Source organism: Schumannella soli (genome assembly GCF_006517435.1).
Classification (GTDB): Bacteria; Actinomycetota; Actinomycetes; order Actinomycetales; family Microbacteriaceae; genus Schumannella; species Schumannella soli.
Genome location: NZ_VHQG01000001.1, coordinates 470036 through 489128, shown reverse-complemented (window position 1 = coordinate 489128; position 19093 = coordinate 470036). Strand labels below are relative to the sequence as shown.

Below are 19093 nucleotides of genomic sequence, written 5' to 3'. Positions count from 1 at the left end.
GACGACGATGACGTCACCCGATCTGCACCACCTGCGCCCCGACTTCGTCTGGGGTGTCGCGACCTCCGCTTACCAGATCGAGGGCGCCGTCGAAGAGGGCACGCGCACCCCGAGCATCTGGGACGTGTTCTCCCACACGCCCGGACGAACACACCATGGCGACACGGGCGATGTCGCTTGCGACCACTGGCATCGGTGGGCGGACGACCTCGACCTGCTCGTCGATCTCGGCATTCCGGCCTACCGGCTCTCGCTCTCCTGGCCGCGCCTGCAGCCGAGCGGCGAAGGTGAACTCGACGCTCGAGCTGTGCGTGAGTACCGGCAGCTGCTGAGCGGAATGCGTGACAGGGGGATTCGCCCCTTCGTGACCCTCTACCACTGGGATCTGCCGCAGGAGCTCGAGGACGCCGGCGGCTGGCCGGTGCGGCGGACCGCTCGTGCCTTCGCTGTCTATGCGGGTCTCGTCGCCGACGCTCTCGGCGATCTGGTCGAGGACTGGATCACCATCAACGAGCCGTGGTGCGCCTCCGTGCTCGGCTACGCGCTCGGTGTCCACGCGCCTGGACGGACCGATTGGCGTGACGCGGTCGCAGCAGCGCACCACCTGAATCTCGCGCACGGGATGGCCGTGGCCGACATCCGCGCCTCGAACCCTGCCGCGCGCATCGGCGTGACCAACATCATCGCGGATCTGCTGGCTGCCGATCCGCAGCGGGATGCCGCTGCCGTCGCTCGCCTCGATGCGCTCAACCACGGTCTCTTCCTCGACCCCGTCTTCCTCGGCGCCTACGGCGTCGAAGTGCACGCGCTCCTCGACCCGTATGGCCTGAGCGAGGTGATCTTGCCGGGCGATGAGGAGACGATCGCCCAGCCGCTCGACTTCGTCGGCGTGAACCACTATCAGCAGGTGATCGTCGCCGGTGCACCCGGCGCCGGGCCGGCCGAGGTGTCGGAGCGTCCTGGCGGCAGCCGGCACACCTCCTTCGGTTGGTCGATCACGCCATCGGCGCTCACCCGAGTGCTCGTCCAGGTGCGGGACCGATACACGAGCCTTCCTATCTACATCACCGAGAACGGCGCCAGTTTCACCGATTACGTCACCCCCGACGGCGAGGTGCATGACCCGGAGCGATCCGAGTACCTCAGCGGCTATGTCGAGGCGATCGACGCCGCAGCGGCCGACGGCGTCGATGTGGCCGGCTACTTCGCCTGGTCGTTCCTCGACAACTACGAGTGGGCCGAGGGCTACGACAAACGCTTCGGGCTGGTCTGGGTCGACTTTCACACCCAGAAACGCATCCCGAAGGATTCGGCTCGCCATTACGGCTCTCTGATCCGCACGCATCAGCAGGCCGCCCTGCCCGCGAGCGGGCTCTCCGCCTGACCTGCCCACCACCCGAACAGAAAGCAGCACTTCAATGAAGAAGATCATCGCCGCGCTCGGCATCGTCGCCGTGGCCGGCCTCAGCCTCGCCGGATGCTCCGGCAGCTCCGGCGACGCGGGAGGGAAGGTCGAGCTGACCTTCCAGAACCAGTTCTCCGACAGCGAGTCGGCCGAGATGAAGACCCTCGCCGCCGAGTACGAGAAGGACAATCCGAACGTCACGATCAAGCTCGTTCGCGACAACGACGCCTCGTACTACGACAAGCTCGTCACCCAGATCAGCGCCGGGAAGGGGCCGGACATCGTCCGGCTCGAGCCGCCGAAGGTGGCCCAGTACGCCGCGAGCGGTTTCCTCGCACCGATCGACGACGCCCTCGACTCGCGGTCCGCGTACTTCGATAACACCCTCGACGCGGCGACACGCGACGGTCACGTCTACGGGCTCCCTCAAGACGTATCCACGCTGGCCCTCTACTACCGCAAGGACATGTTCACGGCCGCGGGCATCGAGGCGCCCCCGACCACCTGGGACGAGCTCAAGGCCGACGCGAAGAAGCTCAGCGGCGATGGAAAGTACGGAATCGGCCTCTTTGGCGGCTGGGGAGCTTACGAGTTCTATCCGTGGCTGTGGCAATCGGGAGCGGACGTGCTGAACTCGAAGGGCGACAAGGCCGCCTTCGCCTCCGACGAGGGCGTCAGCGCGCTGCAGCTGTGGTCCGATCTGCAGAAGACGTCCATGCCTCCGGGAATGGCCTCCGCGACCGAAGACGACGTGCGCGGACCGTTCACGAACGGCACCGTCGCCATGTTCACCTCCGGTCCCTATATGACCTCCACGCTCAAGAGCGCCGGTCTGACGGATGAGCAGTTCGGAGTCGCGCCCCTCCCGGCCGGCAAGAAGAGCGCCTCCGTGCTCGGCGGGATGGATCTCTCCGTGCTGAAGAACAGCAAGCACCAGAGCGAGGCCACCGCATTCCTGAAGTGGTTCGGATCGGATGCGGTGCAGACGAAGTGGGCGCAGAAGCTCGGGTTCGTCCCGGCGAAGAAGTCGCTCTACGACTCGAAGGCCTTCGCCTCCGATCCCACGGTCGCGACCTTCGGCAAGATCATCGACGCATCGAGATCGCGTCCGACAGTCGCCCGGGCCGCGGACGTCGATACCGCTCTGGGCAACGCCGTCACGGCCGGTCTTTCGGGCGAGTCCACCCCGTCCGAGGCGATGAAGCAGGCGGCTCAGAAGGCTGACGAAGCGCTCAATGGCTGACATCGCCTTCCGGGGGGTCGGCGTCCGCGGCACGCGGCGCCGGCCCCTCGCCGACCGTCTCGCCCCCGGGCTGATGCTGACGCCCATCACCCTGGCCTCCGCCGTCGTGATCGGCTTCCCCATCGTCTTCGTCATCGCCGAGAGCTTCTTCGACGTCAACCCGAGCCGCCACGCCGGGTGGCAGTTCACCGGGCTCGACAACTATGCGCAGATCGCCGCCGACAAGGAGCTCGCACCGGTGCTGTTCAACAGCGCGGTCTGGACCTTCGGGTCCGTCGCGCTGCAGTTCGTGCTCGCCTTCATCGCCGCGCTGCTTGTCCGAGAAGCCCTGCAGGGTAAGGCGTGGACCTGGCTGCGGGCGACCTACGTGCTCCCGTGGGCGACGCCGATCATCGTCGGCGCGATGTCGTGGCGGTGGCTCTACCAGCCGCAGTTCGGCCTGCTGAACGACGTGCTCGACAATGTCGGGCTGGGTTCGCTCAAGCACGCCTGGCTCAGCGATCCGTCGACGGCTCTCGGCGCGGTCATGGTCACCAATGTGTGGCGCGGCTTCCCATTCATCATGGTCATGCTGCTCAGCGGCATGGCCGCGATCTCCGACGAGGTCTACGAAGCGGCGGAGATGGACGGCGCGCGGCTGCCGCAGCGCATCCTCTGGATCACGCTCCCGCTGCTGAAGCCGGTGATCCTGCTCAGCACACTCATGTCGCTGATCTGGACATTCAACAACTTCGGCCTGATCTACGTGATGACACAGGGCGGTCCGAACGGCGCCAGCGACATCCTCACCACCTTCGTCTACAAGAACGCCTTCCAGCGCTTCGATTTCGGCTACGCGTCCGCGCTATCCGTATTCCTCTTCGCGATCGTCGCAGCCGGATCGCTCCTCTACGTCCGCGCCCTCGGAAAGAACGCACTCTCATGACCGACACCCTCGCCCGCCCGGCCCCCGGAGCGATCGCGCCGGCACCGAATCGCGAACCTCGGAGACCGCGACGCCGGCGCGCTCACACGCGGCATCGCGCCGGAAAGGTCGTCGCCCGGATCGGCGCCGTGCTCATCGGCGTCTTCGCCGTCGTCCCCGTCGCCTGGACCGTACTCGCCTCCTTCAAGGGCAGCACGGAGATCTTCGAGAGCCCGCCGACGATCCTGCCCGCCGACCCGACCCTCGCCAGCTACGCCTACGTGCTCTCGCGAGGTGCTTTCGGGTCGTGGGTGCTCAATTCGGTCATCGTCGCGATCCTGACCGTCGGCCTGGGCCTGGTCATCGGCATCCTCGGCGGCTACGCGCTGTCGCGATTCGCCATCCGCGGCAAGCGGGCCATCCTCATCGCGCTCGTCATGACGCAGATGTTCCCGAGCGTGCTGCTGATCATCCCCCTGTTCTGGCTGGTCTCGACCACAGGGCTCTACGACTCCGTCGGCGCTCTCGTCGTCGCCGGCGTCTCCTCGTCCGCTCCGCTCGGGGTCTGGCTGATGAAGACGGCGTTCGACGAGATCCCACGCGAATTCGACGAGGCGGCGCGCATCGACGGCGCCGGCTGGTTCAGAGCCCTCTTCACAGTCGTCCTGCCCGCAGCGCGACCCGGTGTCGTCGCCACCGGCATCTTCCTCTTCATCGGAGCGTGGGAGGAGTTCATCTTCGCTCTCACCTTCACCAGCTCGGATGACCGTCGCACCCTGCCCGTCGGGCTCTCGCAGCTGAGCTCGGCATTCGAGGTGCACTGGAACGACGTCTCCGCGATGAGCGTGCTCGTCCTGCTGCCATCGCTGCTGCTTTTCGTGTTCATCCAGCGCTGGCTTCTCGGCGGCGCTATCGCCGGAGGTGTCAAGGGATGACCCCCGTGTTCCCTGACGACGCGCTTCCGATCAGCGGCGAGGTGCAGTTCTGGCGGCTCGATCCCGACAACTGGGACAGTGTGCTCGGCGCCGTGCGCGAGCTCGGCCTCGACACCATCGCCACGTACCTCTCATGGCGCCGACACGAGCCGGATCCGGGCACCTTCGACCTCAGCGGTCGCCACGGCCCCGAACTCGACGTCCACCGCTTCCTCGAGCTCTGTCGGCAGCACGAGCTGCGCGTGATCCTGAAGCCGGGACCGTGGATCTGCGCCGAGGAGCGCAATGGCGGGTTCCCGGACTGGATCGTCGACGACGACGCGATGATCGCGCTGGACTGGCAGCGCCGACCGGTCTCGGGCTACAACCCGCCGTTCAAACACCCCATGCCCAGCTACGCCAGCCGCAGCTTCCGCGACCACGTCGAGAAATGGATCACCGCGGTCTGGCAGGACCTGCTGGACTACACCGGGCCCGACGGGCCGATCGTCGCCACCCAGTACGACAACGAACCGAGTGTCGGTTTCCAAGACAGCATGTACGGCTTCGACTATCACCCGGAGGCCGTCGAGAGCTGGCGCGCGCAACTCGGCGTCCCCGACGCCGAACCTCCGACTCCTCGCGTGCACGGCCGAGCCGAACCGACCGACCTCGAACTCTCCTGGCAGTGGTGGCAGCGCACCTACATCCGCGACTACCTCACATGGCTGGCCGACGTGACGAGCAAGTCAGCCCCGGGGCTCGCGGGATCCGTCAACCTGAACACCCATCCGGTGCGCGGGTGGCCACAAGATGGCGGCGTCCTCGTCACCGGGCTTCCGGGCACCGTGGTCGGAGAAGACCACTACTTCGTCCCGCCGCTCGACGGCGACGACCTCACAGGCATGGCGATCGCCGCGGGGCAAGCGCGCCTCAGCGGATCGCCCCTGATCTGGGCCCCGGAGATGCAGGCGGGAATCTGGCGGTCCCCGGGGGAGTCCGTCGATTACCCCGATCCCACTCCTCACGAGCTCGAGGCCTGGTGGGGTGCGTCGCTCGCTCTCGGGTATCAGGGCTTCAACTGGTACATGCTCGCGGATCGTGACAACTGGGAGTTGGCCCCCATCGACCCTCAGGGCCGAATCACCCCTGTCGGGGAAGCAGCTCGTCGTCTCATCCGGCAGCTGCGGGCAGTCGGTCACCTCCGGAGCTATCGGCCAGAGGCGTCGCGCACCATAGCGTGGACCGACGCCGCGCGCGCCAGCGCCTACCGAGTGCGAGGGACCCAGGCGCATCCCGTTGCCCCTTGGGATGACGCACGGGCGCGGGAGGACTACGGACACGCCGAGACGCAAGCGCATCTCGCCTTCGAGAGCGGACACCAGTTCGACCTCGCGCCCCAGGGCTCCGAGCTCTCGCCCCCATCCGTTCGCACGACGGCACCGGGATGCCTGGTGCGAGTCCACCGCGCTCCAGGCGGTGCAGCGCTGATCTGGGTCGTCCGCTGGACTCCAGCGGCTCTTATCGCGACCATCACCGTCGAACTCGACGACGCCGGGCATCGCCTCGAACCGGCGGATGGCGGCGAAGCCATCGCGGTCGACCGCTCCGCTGACGGCGTCTTCTGCATTCCGCCGTCGGGATCAGCCGTGCAGCTCTTCGTCTCACTATCGACGCGGGCGGCGGTGATCCCCGAATCCGCCCGAAACCGCTCTCGGTCACGAGGCGACGAAAGCGACTAGCCGGATGCGCTCGGGGCCGCCTGCTCGAGCTCGGCGACCGCGCGATGCGATCGCACCCTCATCGACCGGTCGTCGGTCGACAGAGGCAGCCGCCGCTCAGGCGATGCGGTGGTAGAGGGTGCGGTCCCAGGCGAGGGAGGCCATGATCTGCACGACGGCCGCCTGCTCGAGGGTGCTGATGCGGGTCGCGGGGTCTGGCGCGCCTCCGCCCGATGGTCCGAATCGGTACAGCCCGGTCGTCGCGTCGCGGTTCGCCCGCCAGATCTGAGCCGCGTACGTCGCGACGGTGGCGCGGTACCGCGGATCGTGCTGAACGGAGTCGAGCAGCAGCAGGTCGTCGAAGTACATCTCGTTGAACACGGCCGGCTGGGCGTAGAGGCGGTTCTCGGCCGTCCAATAGTCGAGCGAACCCTGGGCGGCGGCGGTCGCCCGCTGCAGCCAGGTCGCATCCGACGTCGCCCGATAGAGGATCGTGGCCGTGCCGATCATCGCTCCGGAGTTGTAGGTCCAGAGCGTCGGGTTGAGCGATCCGTCGTCGTCGCGGCTGTTCCAGTAGAGGCCGTCGGACTGCTTGAGGCAGCGCTCGTTCCAGTCGTAGAGCTGGGTGGCCCACGCCAGGTAGCCGGGGTCGCGGGTCTGCTCGTAGAGGTGCGCCGCGAGCTGCGCACCGAGGCCCGTGATGTTCGCGCTGGCGGGTGGTGTTGGCGGGCGACGCGATCCAGTTCAGACCTCCGGGGCACGTGGCCGAGGGATCGGTGTCCCAGCCTCGCAGCACGACGGAGAGCTGCGACCGCGCGTGCGCGAGGTCGGCGGGGTCGTGCGATCGCTGGAAGCGCTGGAAGTAGGAGAGCCCGATGATCGCGTTGTCGTCGTAGAACACGTCGCCGCCCCCGCCGAGCGGCGGCGCCACGGCGGACTCGTAACCCGGGTAGCCCTCGGCGTCGAATCCGGCATACGACTGCAGGCTCGTGAAGCGCGCGGCGGCATCCGCGGTGTAGCGACGTCCGACGCCGGGGACGTCGGCGACATCCATCGCGGCCTCCGTCGCCTCGCGGAAGGTCCACAGATACGAGTACGGGTTCTCGCCGGGGAGGACCGGCGCGTTCTCGACGAACAGGCCGTGTCCGGACGAACCGAGGAAGAGGTTCGACTGGAGGGCGTCGTAGGCGCCGGCCGCGCGATTCGCCCAGTCGGCGGCCGCTGCGCGCGTTCCGGGTGGGGTGTCGTCGGGTGCGGCGCCCTGCCTCGGCGCACCGTAGGCGGCGGGGGAGGAGAGCGTCGCGAAGGCGAGGACTCCGATGGTCGCGGCGGCGGTTGCAGCCCGGGCGGCGAATGTGACAGACGGACGCATCTGTGCTCCTCGGATCGTGCCCGCGTCGCTCGTCACGACGCCGGCGTCGGATTGCTGTTGTTAACGTTAACAACCGTTCGATGATCGCGCTAGTGTCAAGGCGCGGCGCGAGCCCGCCGAGCGACGCGATCGTCCCCGCGTCTCAGGTCGTGCCGTCCGATGCCCGAGCTCGGACGGCGCGGCGGAGATCCCGACGACTGAAGGAGCCAGAGTGACCGACCGTCCCGCCGCCGGAGTCATGGACATCGGGGGGTCGCACGCGACCGCCGCCCTGGTCGGAGGGGATCCCGTGGCGCCGGACATCCTGGCGCGAGCAGAAGGGCACGTGGATGCGGCCGCCGGGCGCGACGACCTGCTGCGCGCCATGGTCGCGCCGGCCGTCGCCCTCGACACGCCCGATCTGCCCTGGATGATCGCCCTGCCGGGGCCGTTCGCCTACGCGCGCGGCGTCGGGGACTTCGCCGGGGTCGGCAAGTTCGAGGCGATCGCCGGCGTGCCGCTGGCGTCGCCCTTCGCGGCGCTGCTGCGTACAGACGCGCGGCGCATCCGGTTCATCAACGATGCCGCCGCCTTCGCCATCGGTGAGTGGTCTGCCGCGGACCGGCGAGCCGCCCGATTCGTCGGGATCACGCTCGGAACCGGCGTCGGCTCGGCGTTCCTGCGCGACGGCCGCCCGGTCGAGTCGGGCCCGGGCGTGCCGCCCTCGGGATGGGTGCACCTGCTCCAGGTGGACGGCGAGCCGCTCGAGACCCGGGTATCGACCGCCGCGATCATCGCCGACCACCTCGAGCGCACCGGGCGCCGCCGCACGGTGGCCGAGGTCGCCGACGCCGCGCGCGCGGGCGATCCCGTCGCGCGCGCCGTCTGGCATCGCGCCATGACCACGCTCGGCGAGGTGCTCGCCCCGTCGCTGGCGGCGTTCGGCGCCGACGAGCTCGTGATCGGCGGCGGGATGTCGCGCTCGTGGGATCTCATCGACGCGCCGCTGCGCGCGGCGCTCACCGCGGCGCCGGAGCTCGCCGACCTGATCCTGCGACCCGCGGAGCGCCGGGATGACGCGGCCCTGCTCGGGGCGGCGATCGCCGCGGCCCGCGACTGATCGCCGCCCCGCGGGCTCAGGCGCGCACCGCGGTCGTCGTCTTCGTCGCGGTCGTCTCCGTCGCGCGCACGGACGCCTTCAGCGTCGCGAGCCGCTGCCCCTCCCCGGCCCCGTGGGGGCGGATCGTGTAGCGGCCGACCGCGGCCGGCACGATGAACGTCTCGGCGTAGTGCACCACGAAGGGCTCGAAGGCGGCATCGGGACTCTCGACGATCGCCTCCGCGCCCTCGACCAGGTTGAGCACGTTGACGGTGCCGCGCGTGTCGTGCGGCACGACGTCGGTGAACCAGTGCCGGCGGGTCTCGATGAACTCGAGCTCGTGCAGGCCCGTGCGCTCCTCGACCCAGCCGTCGCCGCGGGCGACCTCCGTGGTCTGCGCGACGAGGTTGTCGCGCGTCCACTGCGTGTCGCGATCCCACTGGATGTTGTTCAGCGCGTGCTCGAGGTGCACGGGGCGGGGAATGCCGTCGAGACCGACACGGCCCCAGTCCCACATCTTGAAGGTGAAGATGTACGGCGTCGCCGAGATCTCCAGCACCATCGAATCCGCGCCCGAGCAGTGCACGGTGCCGGCCGGGATGGCGAAGTGATCGTGCTTGTGCGCCGGGAAGGTGTTGACGAAGTCGGTCGCCGCGAACTCGGGGCCGCCGGCCGCCGCCGTGCGCAGTGCAACGGCCATCTGCTCGGGCTCGACGTCGTCGCGCAAGCCGAGATACACCTCGGCTCCCTCGCCGGCATCCATCAGGTAGTAGCTCTCGTCTTGCGTGTAGGTCATGCCGAAGACATCGGAGATGTAGTCGGTCAGGGGGTGCACCTGCAGCGAGAGGTTGCCGCCGGCCATCGTGTCGAGGAAGTCGAAGCGGATGGGGAACTCGGCGCCGAAGCGGGCGAAGGTCAGCTCGCCCAGCAGCTCGCGCGGATGCGCGAACACGAGGTCGAGCGCGGGGAGCTCGATCGTCGTCTCGCCGACGCGCAGCAGCAGGCTGTTCTCCTCGGGCACGCAGTCGAAGCACCAGGCCAGGTTGCCGTCGGCCGGCAGGTCGAAGACCTCCTGCATCCAGTGGCCGCCCCAGACTCCGGGGTCGAAGAAGGGGACGACCCGGAACGGCCGCGACGCCGCCGTGCTCAGCCCGAGGCGGAACGTGTCGGCCGTGATCAGCTTCGCGTGGTCGAGGTCGATCGTCGTGTCGAGCACGTAGTCGAGGCGAGGGAACAGTGCGCGCTTGTGCCGGTCGGCGACGCGCCACTCGACGAAGAAGCCGCGCTTGACCTTGCGCAGCGCATCCTCGCCGCCGTTGTCGCAGCGCCAGTTCGGCGCACCGGCACGCTGCCGGGTCTGGATCTCCCAGCGCGGCATGTCGGCCAGCACGACGGTGCGGAAGTCGTGGGGGACGAGAGCGGCGCCCCAGCCGATGACGACGACCCGGCGGTCGGCGTCGCGGATGCGGTCGGCGACCGCGGCGAGACGCTCGGGATCGTAGAAGTCGGGGAGGCGCTGGTGGCCCATGACCCCGAAGACCCGGTCGTCGGTCAGATTCGCGCCGATCAGCTCGTCGATGCGCTCGGTCGGCAGAGCGGCGGCGTCTTCGACGTCGATGACGAGGGCGTCGGGCAGCGCGGCGCGGGCCGCGGCGATGATGGCGGGGATGTCGGCGCCCGGGTAGGCGTCGATGGCGAGCGCCGCGCCGGGGCCCTCGAAACTCGCACCGAGTTCGGCCCAGACGTCGGCGCCGCTCCAGACCGGCTCGGTCGGCGGCAGGTCGATGGCCGGCTGCGTGTCGTACGACCCCTTCGGCACGCCTCGAGGCAGATATCTCGTCACTGGCGGCACTCCGTTCGCTCGGTGGCGGCGGTGTTCGAGCCGGATGGCGTCCGCGCCGGTTGATAACGTTATCTTGGATCGGAGGCGGCGCAAGCCACCCATCCGGGCGCGTGTCCCAGGCCGCGTCGGGACGACCGGCTCAGGGAGCCGGGACCTCCTGCAGCCGCGCGGGCAGCTCGATCACCCGACCGGCGACGGCCGGATCGAGCCCGTCGATGCGCTCGAGCAGCATCGTGGCCGCGCGGCGACCGAGCTCGCGCGCGTCGTGCGCGACCACCGAAAGCGGCACGGGGGAGAGATCGGCGAACTCGAACGAGTCGAATCCGATCAGCCGGATGCGCAGCGGCGCGGCCGAGCGGCGTCGGCGGCGATCGAGCTCGATGGCGCGGATCGCGCCGATGGTGTTGCGGTTGTTGGCGGTGAAGACGGCCGTCGGCGGGTCGGCGAGCTGCAGCAGCGCCTGCATCGCCGCCTCGGCCGACTGCACATCGCGCTGGCCGGCGAGCACGAGATCCTCGTCGATCGCGATGCCGCGCACGGCGTGGGCGTCCCGGAATCCCTGCAGTCGTCGCCGCCCGGTGAAGACCGAGGCCTGAGTGCCGAGGAATCCGACACGGGTGTGCCCTTCGGCGAGGATGCGGTCGGTCGCGGCGAAGGCGCCGCCGATGTCGTCGACCAGCACCGTGTCGACGTCGAGATCGTCGAGGGCCCGCGAGGCGAGGGCGATGGGCACTCCGCCCTGCGCGGCGTCGCGCAGGTGCGTGCTGTCGGCGGCTGACCCCGATGGCACCACGATGAGGCCCTCGACCTGTCGGCCGAGGAAATCGGCGACCAGGCGCGACTCGAGCTCCGCATCCTCGTTCGAGTTGCCGATCAGGATGCGGCGCGAGTGCTCGGCCGCGACCTCCTCGATTCCCCGCTGCATCTCGGCGTAGTAGGGGTTGGCGATGTTCGTGATCGTCACGCCGATGAGCCCCGAGCGATGGCCCGGCCGCAGGCTGCGGGCGTTCTCGTTGCGGCGATAGCCGAGGGTGGCGGCCGCCGACCGCACGCGCTCCTGCACTTCGGGGCGCACATTGAGGTTGCCCGAGAAGACCCGCGACACCGTCATCGGGCTGACGCCGGCGAGGATCGCGACGTCGCGTAGCGTCGGCGGGCGGGCCGCCGGCGAGGCCACCGGATCGGGTGTCGCGCTCATGGGGTCACGGTATCGGAGGCCGCGGATCGTTGTGCTCCGTCGCGAGGCGGTGTTACGCTCCCGCCGATTGGTAACGATATCAATCGCCCCCGAACGAAGGAGTTCCCGTGCGGTTCCCGAAACCCCTCCTGCTGGCGGCGGCCGCCGTCGCGGCGGTCAGCATGCTGGCCGGCTGCTCCGCGTCGGGGGGATCTCCCGACAAGCTGAAGTTCGTCAACGACAAGTCCTGGGATTTCAAGGCCTTCTCGAAGGTGTCCCAGGACCAGATCGACATGGGGCTCGACGCGAGCACCTACGCCGACCAGGACGCCTTCGTCGCATTCGTCAAGCAGTCGCTGCGCACCGGCAAGGCGCCCGCCCTCTTCACCTGGCACACGGGCGGGCAGCTCGAGGAGCTGGTCGACCAGGGTCTGGTCGCCGAGACCAGCAGCATCTGGAAAGAGGAGATCGCCAAGGGCGACGTCGCCGAATCGGTGAAGGACCTCTACACGATCGACGGCAAGCAGTACTGCACCCCGATCAGCGTCGACAACTGGGTCATGTACTACGACAAGGCCGCCTACGCCGAGTACGGACTGCAGGTGCCCACCACCTGGCAGCAGCTCATGGACAACGCCGAGGTGCTCAAGTCGCACGGCATCGCCCCGTTCTGGAGCTCTGGCGGCAACCCGTGGGCGTTCGTCTGGTTCCAGATCATCCTCGCCGGCAGCGACCTGCAGCTCTACAAGGACCTCGCCGCGGGCAAGGCGTCGTACACCGACCCCGGTGTCGTCGACGCGATGAACGTCTGGCTCGACATGGAGAAGAAGGGCTTCTTCAGCGACCCGGGATCGAAGACCGCTCCCGAGACGCAGATGAAAGACGGCAAGCTCGCCATGATCCCCTTCGGCACCTGGTACGCCTCCACGATCTCCCAGGTGCTCAAGGAGGGTGACGACTGGGGCGCGTTCCCCATCCCCTCGATCACCGACCAGGGCAGCACGCCGGTCGCGATCGAGACGGCGCCGGTGTGCGCCACCGTCAAGTCGTCGCAGAAGGCCGACGCCCTGAAGTACTCGCAGTGGTGGATGAGCGCGAAAGCGCAGACCGCGTGGTCGAAGCAGCAGGGCAACCTGCCGTTCAACCCCAAGTCGACCGCATCGACGCAGACCTTCCGTGACATCGGCAAGGAGTTCGCCGAGCCCGACAAGTACGACTTCTACCTGCGCTACTACGAGGCGACGCCGACGCCGATCCTCACCGCCGCGCTCGACCAGTTCACCGGCTTCATGACGAACCCCGGCGACCCGGAGCCCTACCTCAAGGGCATCGAGCAGGTGGCGAAGAAGTACTGGGCCGACCACTGATGACCTCGAAGTCGTCGACCGACTACCAGCGCGGCGCCTGGGCCTTTCTCGGCCCGGGCGCCGCCCTGGTGGTCATCGTGCTCTACCTGCCGGTGATCTACACCCTCGTGCTGAGCTTCACCCGCTACGGCGGGCTGGCCGATCCCGTCTTCGTGGGCGGCGCGAACTACGTGGAGATGTTCGCGGATCCCGCGTTCCTGGGTTCGCTCGTCAACACGGCGATCTGGGTGGTGGGCACGCTGATCATCCCCGTCGGGATCGGCCTGCTGATCGCCTACCTGTCGTTCGGGCTGCGCTGGGCGGGCATCCTGCGCATCCCCTTCCTCATCCCCTATGCGCTCTCGGGCGTCGCGGTCGGCGTGCTCTTCGGCTTCGTGCTGCAGAACGGGGGAGCGCTGTCGCAGGCGCTCGCCTTCTTCGGGCTGCCGGGCTCCGACACGCGCTGGCTGCAGGAGTCGCCGCTCAACACCGTCGTCATGATCCTGGCGGCGTCGTGGCAGGGCATCGGCGTCAACGCGCTGCTGTTCACGGTCGGGCTGCAGTCCATCCCGAAGGAGCCCCTCGAGGCGGCGCGCATCGACGGGGCGAGCGGCTTCACCCTCTTCCGCACCATGGTCTGGCCGCTGCTGCGCCCCTCCACGACGATCGTCGTCGGGCTCTCGATCGTCAACAGCCTGAAGACCTTCGACATCGTGCAGGCGATGACCCAGGGCGGACCCAACCGCGTCTCGGAGACCCTCGGCGTGACCATGTATAAGGACACCTTCGTGAACAGCGACTACGGGCTCGGCTCGGCTGTCGCGATCTTCCTCAGCGTCATCACCGTGGCCGCGTCGGTGATCTACCTGCGCCGTCAGCTGAGCATCGGCAACGGCTCGGATGCGGGACGCATCACCGCGGAGGTGAGCTCGTGATCTCACGTGTCGTGCGCACGGTGATCCTCGCCGTGCTCGGGCTGATCTGGCTCGTGCCGATCTACCTGCTGCTCGCCAACGCCGGCAAGTCGGTCGCCGACTACTCCGGCGACGCGCTGTGGGAGCCCGGCTCGATCGGCGCGCTCTTCGCCAACGTCGGCGAGGTCTTCACCGGAACCGACGTGCCCTCGGGCCTCGCGGCCACCGCGCTCTACGCGCTGGTCGCGCCGGCGATCGCCGTCGTGCTCGGCGCCGCGATCGGCTTCGCGGTGATCGTGCTGCGCGTGAAGCACGGCTTCTTCTGGTTCTTCGTGATCTTCTGCGGCACGGTGTTCCCGCTGCAGATGATGGTGCTGCCCTGGTTCGACGTCTACGCCCGCATCGGGCTGTTCGACACCCAGGGCGGGATGCTGCTGATCTACTCGGTCGTGGCGACGCCGTTCTCGGCGTTCGTCATGCGCAACTTCTTCAGCGGCATCTCGGAGTCGGTCTTCGAGGCGGCCGTCGTCGACGGCGCCGGGGTCTGGCGGATCTTCACCCGCATCTACCTGCCGATGTCGGCGAGTGCGCTCGCGGTCGTCTTCATCCTGCAGGCGACCTGGGTCTGGAACGACCTGCTGCTCTCGCTCATCCTCACCCAGAGCCCGGAGACGCGGCCGGTCATGCCGCTGCTCAACGCGCTGCAGTCGGTCGAGGGAGGCGGGCCCGGATACACCGTGATCCTCACGGCGGCGCTCATCGTGTCGATCCCCACGGCGCTGCTGTTCCTGTTCACGCAGCGCTTCTTCCAGCGCGGACTGGCGCTCGGACAGTACTGACCGAGGAGCTCGTCGGCGCATCGAAAGGGGCCCGGGTCGCGATCGCGACCCGGGCCCCTTTCTCTGTTCGGGTCAGAACCGGAGGTGCACCGCCGTCGCCTCGAACCGCGACAGCTCCACGGTGACCGTGTCGCCGTCGTCGCCCACGACGAGGTCGGCGATCGTGTCGCCGAGGAACGTGCTGCGCGTCGCCGACACGGCGGAGCGCCCGAGCGTCAGCGTCAGTCGCACCGGCTCATCGGCGAACGACTGCAGGCGCACGATCGATCCGGTGCCCTCGTCGTCGGCGACGACCGCGATCAGCTTGACGCGGGCGTCGCTGAGACCGAGGCCGGAGTGCGTGCCCAGATGCGCGTCCTGCCCGCCGCGGGCGCGGGCGGCGCGCAGCGGATGCACGAGCTCGGCCGCCGTGGCGATCGCCACCTCCTCGACCGACTGCTGCCGAGTCGCCCGCACGCCGACCGCGTAGCGGAACGTCGAGTCGAAGCCCTGCTCGATCGGGAAGTTGGTGTCCCAGAGGTTGTTGTGCAGCCAGGAGTACACCGTGCCGGGCTCGGAGGGGGAGGTGCTCGGCGGGAACGGCGAGTACGGCACGGCGATCGTGTGCGGCTGCACGAGCGGCACATCCGGGGTCGCCCACACCGCCACGTCGTCGCCGCTCGTGACGGTGACCCAGTCGCGCATCGCGCGCATGTGCTGCGGGGCCCCGGGGATGTTCGGGAGTCCGGCGCCGGTGACGCTGCCCGACACCTCGAAGCGCAGCTGCGCGTCGTCGCCGGCGAAGGGGAAGCCGAAGTAGGCGCTCTCCTTGATCAGCACCGAGGGCTTGGCCACGCTGTTCTCGATCAGCAGCCGGGCGTCGCCGTGCCGCAGTCGCAGGGTCACGCGCACCCGCTCGGCGCCGGCGGCGCGGAACTCGTACACGAGCCGCTGCTCAATCGCGTCGTCGCGTCGCTCGACGAGTCGTGCCGGCAGCCCCATCTGCCGGGTCGCCAGCATCTCGAGCCGGTCGCTCGTGGCGAGCTTGTTCGCGAGGTGATTGAACCCGGCACCCGAGCTCGCGTACTCGTCATAGACGTAGCCGTTGAACGGCACGAGCGCGTCCGCGCGCACCAGCTCGCGGCCGGTCGCGCGTTCGACGATCGAGGAGATCCCCGAGCGCTGCAGATCGACGACGACCGTCAGGTGGTCGTTCTCGAGCCGGAGCAGCTGGGCCATCGGGACCTCAGACGGGTAGCCGGGCTCGGCGAGCGACGGGTCGTCGATCGCGCGGGGCGAGTCGTCGCCGACGCGCTCCCGGGCATCCAGGCGCACCGTTCCGAACGCGGGCACGTCGTCGACCCGCACGGTCAGCCAGCGGCCCGACTCGCGATGCGGGTGGTTGCTCTGCGCCTCGACGGCGAGGGGGAGAGCGTCCCCGGAGCGGCTGTCGACGACATCGACCTGCGCGTCGAGCGATGCCACGGTCTCGGGCAGCAGCAGGCGGACCACTCCGCTGCGCACGAGCCCCGTCGGGTTCACGATCACGAAGCTGGCGAGCGCGTCGTCGGCCGCCGCGACGGCGGCGCCGAGGTACGACAGCGACTCGTCGACCGAGGCGCGCGAGCGCTGCTCGCCGACGAGGGCCTGCGCCACCTTCCAGCGCCACTGCAGCTCGCCCGAGTCGAAGCCGTGGTCGCTGTGCAGCCACGAGTTGCCGGCGCCCCAGGTGTGCTCGTTGAACATCGAGATCGCGTCGTAGGTGCCGTGCGCCTCGGCGCTCTCGCGGGGCGACGACTCGCCGCCGAGCCATCCCGCCAGCTGCGAGATCGACCGGGCGTCGGTGACCTGCGCTTGCGCTCGCCGCATCAGCGCCATCGGCACCGCGGCCGAACCGACGCCCTCGACCCACCAGTCGCCCCAGTCGCCTTCGACCGTCATGAGGTCGTCGCCCACGCGGCGCTCCGCATCCTCGAAGAAGTCCTGGTTCGTCGACACGCGCAGCTTCGGCGCATCCCAGGTGTCGTTCCACTCGCGCACGATCTCCGACAGCAGGCGACGGGCCGGGCCGTTGTCGCCCATGAAGCCCTGCGTGCGGATGTGCACGACATCCCACGGGTAGGGGTCGCGGCCCTCGATCGTCTCGCCGTGCGCGCCGAACACCCCGATCGGGAACGGGTAGCCGCGCTCGCTCATCGCGGTCAGGTAGGCGGGGAGGTATTTCTGCACCTGCGCGAAGTCCTCGGTGAAGCCCAGCATCGGGCCCTCCATGTAGGCGAGGCCGTGCGGGCTGTCCGTCATCCAGACCAGCACCTCCCCGCCGGCGAGCGTGCGCCAGCGGAACAGGCGCGGGTGGTTGATCGCGCCGTGCGTGTGCGGCTCCGAGCGCCCGGCCCAGTTGTGCGCCACCGACAGGTAGCGCACGCCCATCTCGTTGAGCGCGTCGGGCAGCCCTGCGACCTGACCGGGCACGTCGGTCTGCATCGCCGAGGTGAACTCGATGCCGTAGCGGTCGCGCAGGCGACGGGCCTCGCGCATCAGCTCGCGCAGCTCATCCGTGGAGCACACGTCGGTGTGCAGGTTGTACGGCATCGCGCTGAGGCCGATCGAGCCCTGCTTGACGAGCTGCATGAAGCGGTCGACCACGGCCTGCGGCCGGTGCGACTCCCAGTCGGAGACGGCCCAGAGCGCCTCGGAGTTCCAGCGGAAGCGGGATGCCTCGGGCCAGTCGGCGGTCTGCTCGATCAGGTCGATCGCCGAGTCGAGGTACGAGCGCTGAGCGGCCATCACCTCGGCCTGCGGGTCGGTGTAGCCGAAGTCGTAGTGCGAGTGGTGCACCATGTGCACCGTCCACTCGCGCTGCGGCGCGATGACCACCTCGATCTCGTCGTCGCCCCACGAGGGCACGGCCAATCGGGCTGCGGTCTGCGACGCGACGGTGTCGACCAGTACGCGGATGCTGCCGGGCTCGGCCGCCCGGGTTGCGCGGTCGACACGCTCGCCGTCGACGGTGACGACGATCTGGGGAGGGGCGGTGCTGGCGTCGTCCGGCCCGTCGCCGGCGCCGAACAGCACACGGAGGCTCTGCACACGGCGGCCGTCGACGGTCGCGAGGAGGGGCTCGCCGATGATCTGGAGAGCGCGGCCGCCGACGGTCCCGGTGGATGTCACCGCCCGCTGGATCAGTCCCGCTCGCGCGTCTTCGTGGTCCCAGGGTCGTGCTGCGATGAGCGACGGCTTCGTCACGGTGCCTCCCGGCGTTGGTATCGTTACCAGAATCCTGTCATCGCGCTCGATCGCGCACAACATCTCATCCTGCGTGGATTCCGGCGGCGTTCAGGATCGCCTCGATCGCCGCCGCGTTCGCCACGATGTCCGACCCCTCCGTGCGCACCGCCTCGCCGCTCGCGATCGCGTGGACCACCGCATCCAGCTGATGGGAGTACGAAGTGGCCCCGGCGATCGCGACCTCGCGTCGTCGCCCGTCCGCGGTCACGACGGCGAGCGACGCCCCGAGGTGCGGGGCGATGAAGTTCTCGACTTCGAGCCGGCCGCGCGTGCCGATCGCGACGAGCCGGTTGCCTACCCGCCCGTCGTCGCCGAACGATGCCACGAAGGTCGCCGCGACGTCGCCGAACGACAGCTCGGCCGTGGTGGCGGTGTCGGTGCCCGTCGGGTTGAGTGTGCTCGTCGCCGACCGCACCGCCGGCTCGGCGCCGGCGAGCTGGCGCATCGCATGCAGCGGATAGCAGCCGGCGTGCCGCAGGGCGCCCCCGCCGAGTCCCAGCTCGTGCAGCACCGAGCCCGTGGCGAACGGCCGGGGATCATGCACCTCGGCGCGCAGCTCGACGAGCTCGCCGAGATCTCCGCCGTGCACGGCGTCGAGCATCGCCCGGAACATCGGATGGTGCGCGTAGTGGAACGCCTCGATGAGGCGGCGACCCGCTCGCCGCGCCGTCGCCGTCATCCGCGCGGCCTCCTCGCCCGTCATCGCGGCCGGTTTCTCGACGAGCACGTGGTGCCCGGCCTCCAGCGCCGCGCACGTCAGCTCGCCGTGCGAGGCCGCCGCCGTGGCGATGTAGATCAGGTCGATGTCGTCGCGGCTGAGCAGGCTGTCGTAGTCCGCGTGGGATGCGGCCACTCCGTGCGTCCGAGCGAACGCCTGCGCCGCACCGGGCCGCGCCGCGGCGACCGCCGCGACGATGACGTCGTCGCGCTCGCGGGCTGGAGTGATGATCGCGGTCGGGGCGATGGCCGCGGCCCCGAGGATCCCGATCCGGAGCGGCGGCGCGACGGGGACGGCGGTCTCGATCACGCGATATCGATATCACGGCTCGTGCGGGCAGTCACGCTCGCAC

Annotated in this window: 14 protein-coding genes; 9 read left to right on the top strand and 5 right to left on the bottom strand. The window is 69.4% G+C overall.

Features of this window, described 5'->3' with window-relative positions; all coding sequences use genetic code 11:
* The first annotated feature begins 7 nt into the window (after window positions 1-7).
* From FJ657_RS02345 to FJ657_RS02325, 5 genes are all read left to right on the top strand, one after another.
* The gene (locus tag FJ657_RS02345; protein WP_141162067.1) at window positions 8-1384 is read left to right on the top strand and encodes a GH1 family beta-glucosidase; all 1377 of its coding nucleotides are present in this window, start codon (window positions 8-10) and stop codon (window positions 1382-1384) included.
* A 34-nt stretch (window positions 1385-1418) separates the two neighbouring features.
* Entirely contained in the window at window positions 1419-2648 is a 1230-nt protein-coding gene (locus FJ657_RS02340) for a sugar ABC transporter substrate-binding protein (RefSeq protein WP_141162066.1), read from the top strand.
* Window positions 2641-3573, top strand: coding sequence for a carbohydrate ABC transporter permease (locus FJ657_RS02335; protein ID WP_141162065.1), 933 nt, complete (start codon window positions 2641-2643; stop codon window positions 3571-3573). Before FJ657_RS02340 ends, FJ657_RS02335 begins: the two co-directional genes overlap by 8 nt.
* 128 nt (window positions 3574-3701) lie before the next feature.
* Window positions 3702-4487 (top strand): carbohydrate ABC transporter permease, encoded by a 786-nt coding sequence (locus tag FJ657_RS02330; protein WP_181408833.1) that lies wholly within the window; start codon window positions 3702-3704, stop codon window positions 4485-4487.
* Window positions 4484-6208: a beta-galactosidase gene (locus FJ657_RS02325; protein ID WP_141162063.1), complete on the top strand. Its 1725-nt coding sequence runs from the start codon at window positions 4484-4486 to the stop codon at window positions 6206-6208. The genes FJ657_RS02330 and FJ657_RS02325 overlap by 4 nt, the downstream gene beginning before the upstream one ends.
* Window positions 6209-6304: 96 nt before the next feature.
* Here FJ657_RS02325 and FJ657_RS17270 read toward each other — a convergent pair whose 3' ends face one another.
* Window positions 6305-6889: a glycoside hydrolase family 76 protein gene (locus FJ657_RS17270; RefSeq protein ID WP_255447165.1), complete on the bottom strand. Its 585-nt coding sequence runs from the start codon at window positions 6887-6889 to the stop codon at window positions 6305-6307.
* An 881-nt stretch (window positions 6890-7770) separates the two neighbouring features.
* On the opposite strand from FJ657_RS17270, the gene FJ657_RS02315 reads away from it, so the two are divergent.
* Complete coding sequence (locus FJ657_RS02315; protein WP_141162061.1) at window positions 7771-8658, top strand: ROK family protein; 888 nt, start codon at window positions 7771-7773, stop codon at window positions 8656-8658.
* A gap of 16 nt (window positions 8659-8674) precedes the next feature.
* On the opposite strand, the gene FJ657_RS02310 is transcribed toward FJ657_RS02315, so the two are convergent.
* Together FJ657_RS02310 and FJ657_RS02305 are read right to left on the bottom strand one after the other, a co-directional pair.
* Complete coding sequence (locus FJ657_RS02310) at window positions 8675-10456, bottom strand: class I mannose-6-phosphate isomerase (RefSeq protein ID WP_255447089.1); 1782 nt, start codon at window positions 10454-10456, stop codon at window positions 8675-8677.
* 163 nt (window positions 10457-10619) lie between these two features.
* A complete protein-coding gene (locus FJ657_RS02305) occupies window positions 10620-11678 on the bottom strand; it encodes a LacI family DNA-binding transcriptional regulator (protein WP_141162060.1) in 1059 nt (352 codons plus the stop codon).
* A gap of 107 nt (window positions 11679-11785) precedes the next feature.
* On the opposite strand from FJ657_RS02305, the gene FJ657_RS02300 reads away from it, so the two are divergent.
* From FJ657_RS02300 to FJ657_RS02290, 3 genes are read left to right on the top strand one after another with little or no spacing between them, the layout of a single operon-like run.
* The gene (locus FJ657_RS02300) at window positions 11786-13024 is read left to right on the top strand and encodes an ABC transporter substrate-binding protein (RefSeq protein WP_141162059.1); all 1239 of its coding nucleotides are present in this window, start codon (window positions 11786-11788) and stop codon (window positions 13022-13024) included.
* On the top strand, window positions 13024-13938 hold the full coding sequence (locus FJ657_RS02295; protein ID WP_141162058.1) for a carbohydrate ABC transporter permease: 915 nt from the start codon (window positions 13024-13026) through the stop codon (window positions 13936-13938). Before FJ657_RS02300 ends, FJ657_RS02295 begins: the two co-directional genes overlap by 1 nt.
* Window positions 13935-14756, top strand: a complete 822-nt coding sequence (locus FJ657_RS02290; protein ID WP_255447088.1) for a carbohydrate ABC transporter permease — start codon at window positions 13935-13937, stop codon at window positions 14754-14756. Before FJ657_RS02295 ends, FJ657_RS02290 begins: the two co-directional genes overlap by 4 nt.
* 72 nt (window positions 14757-14828) lie before the next feature.
* On the opposite strand, the gene FJ657_RS02285 is transcribed toward FJ657_RS02290, so the two are convergent.
* Both FJ657_RS02285 and FJ657_RS02280 read right to left on the bottom strand, forming a co-directional pair.
* Complete coding sequence (locus FJ657_RS02285; RefSeq protein WP_181408832.1) at window positions 14829-17906, bottom strand: glycoside hydrolase family 38 N-terminal domain-containing protein; 3078 nt, start codon at window positions 17904-17906, stop codon at window positions 14829-14831.
* A gap of 139 nt (window positions 17907-18045) precedes the next feature.
* Window positions 18046-19050 (bottom strand): Gfo/Idh/MocA family protein, encoded by a 1005-nt coding sequence (locus FJ657_RS02280; protein ID WP_141162056.1) that lies wholly within the window; start codon window positions 19048-19050, stop codon window positions 18046-18048.
* Between the last annotated feature and the right edge of the window lie 43 nt (window positions 19051-19093).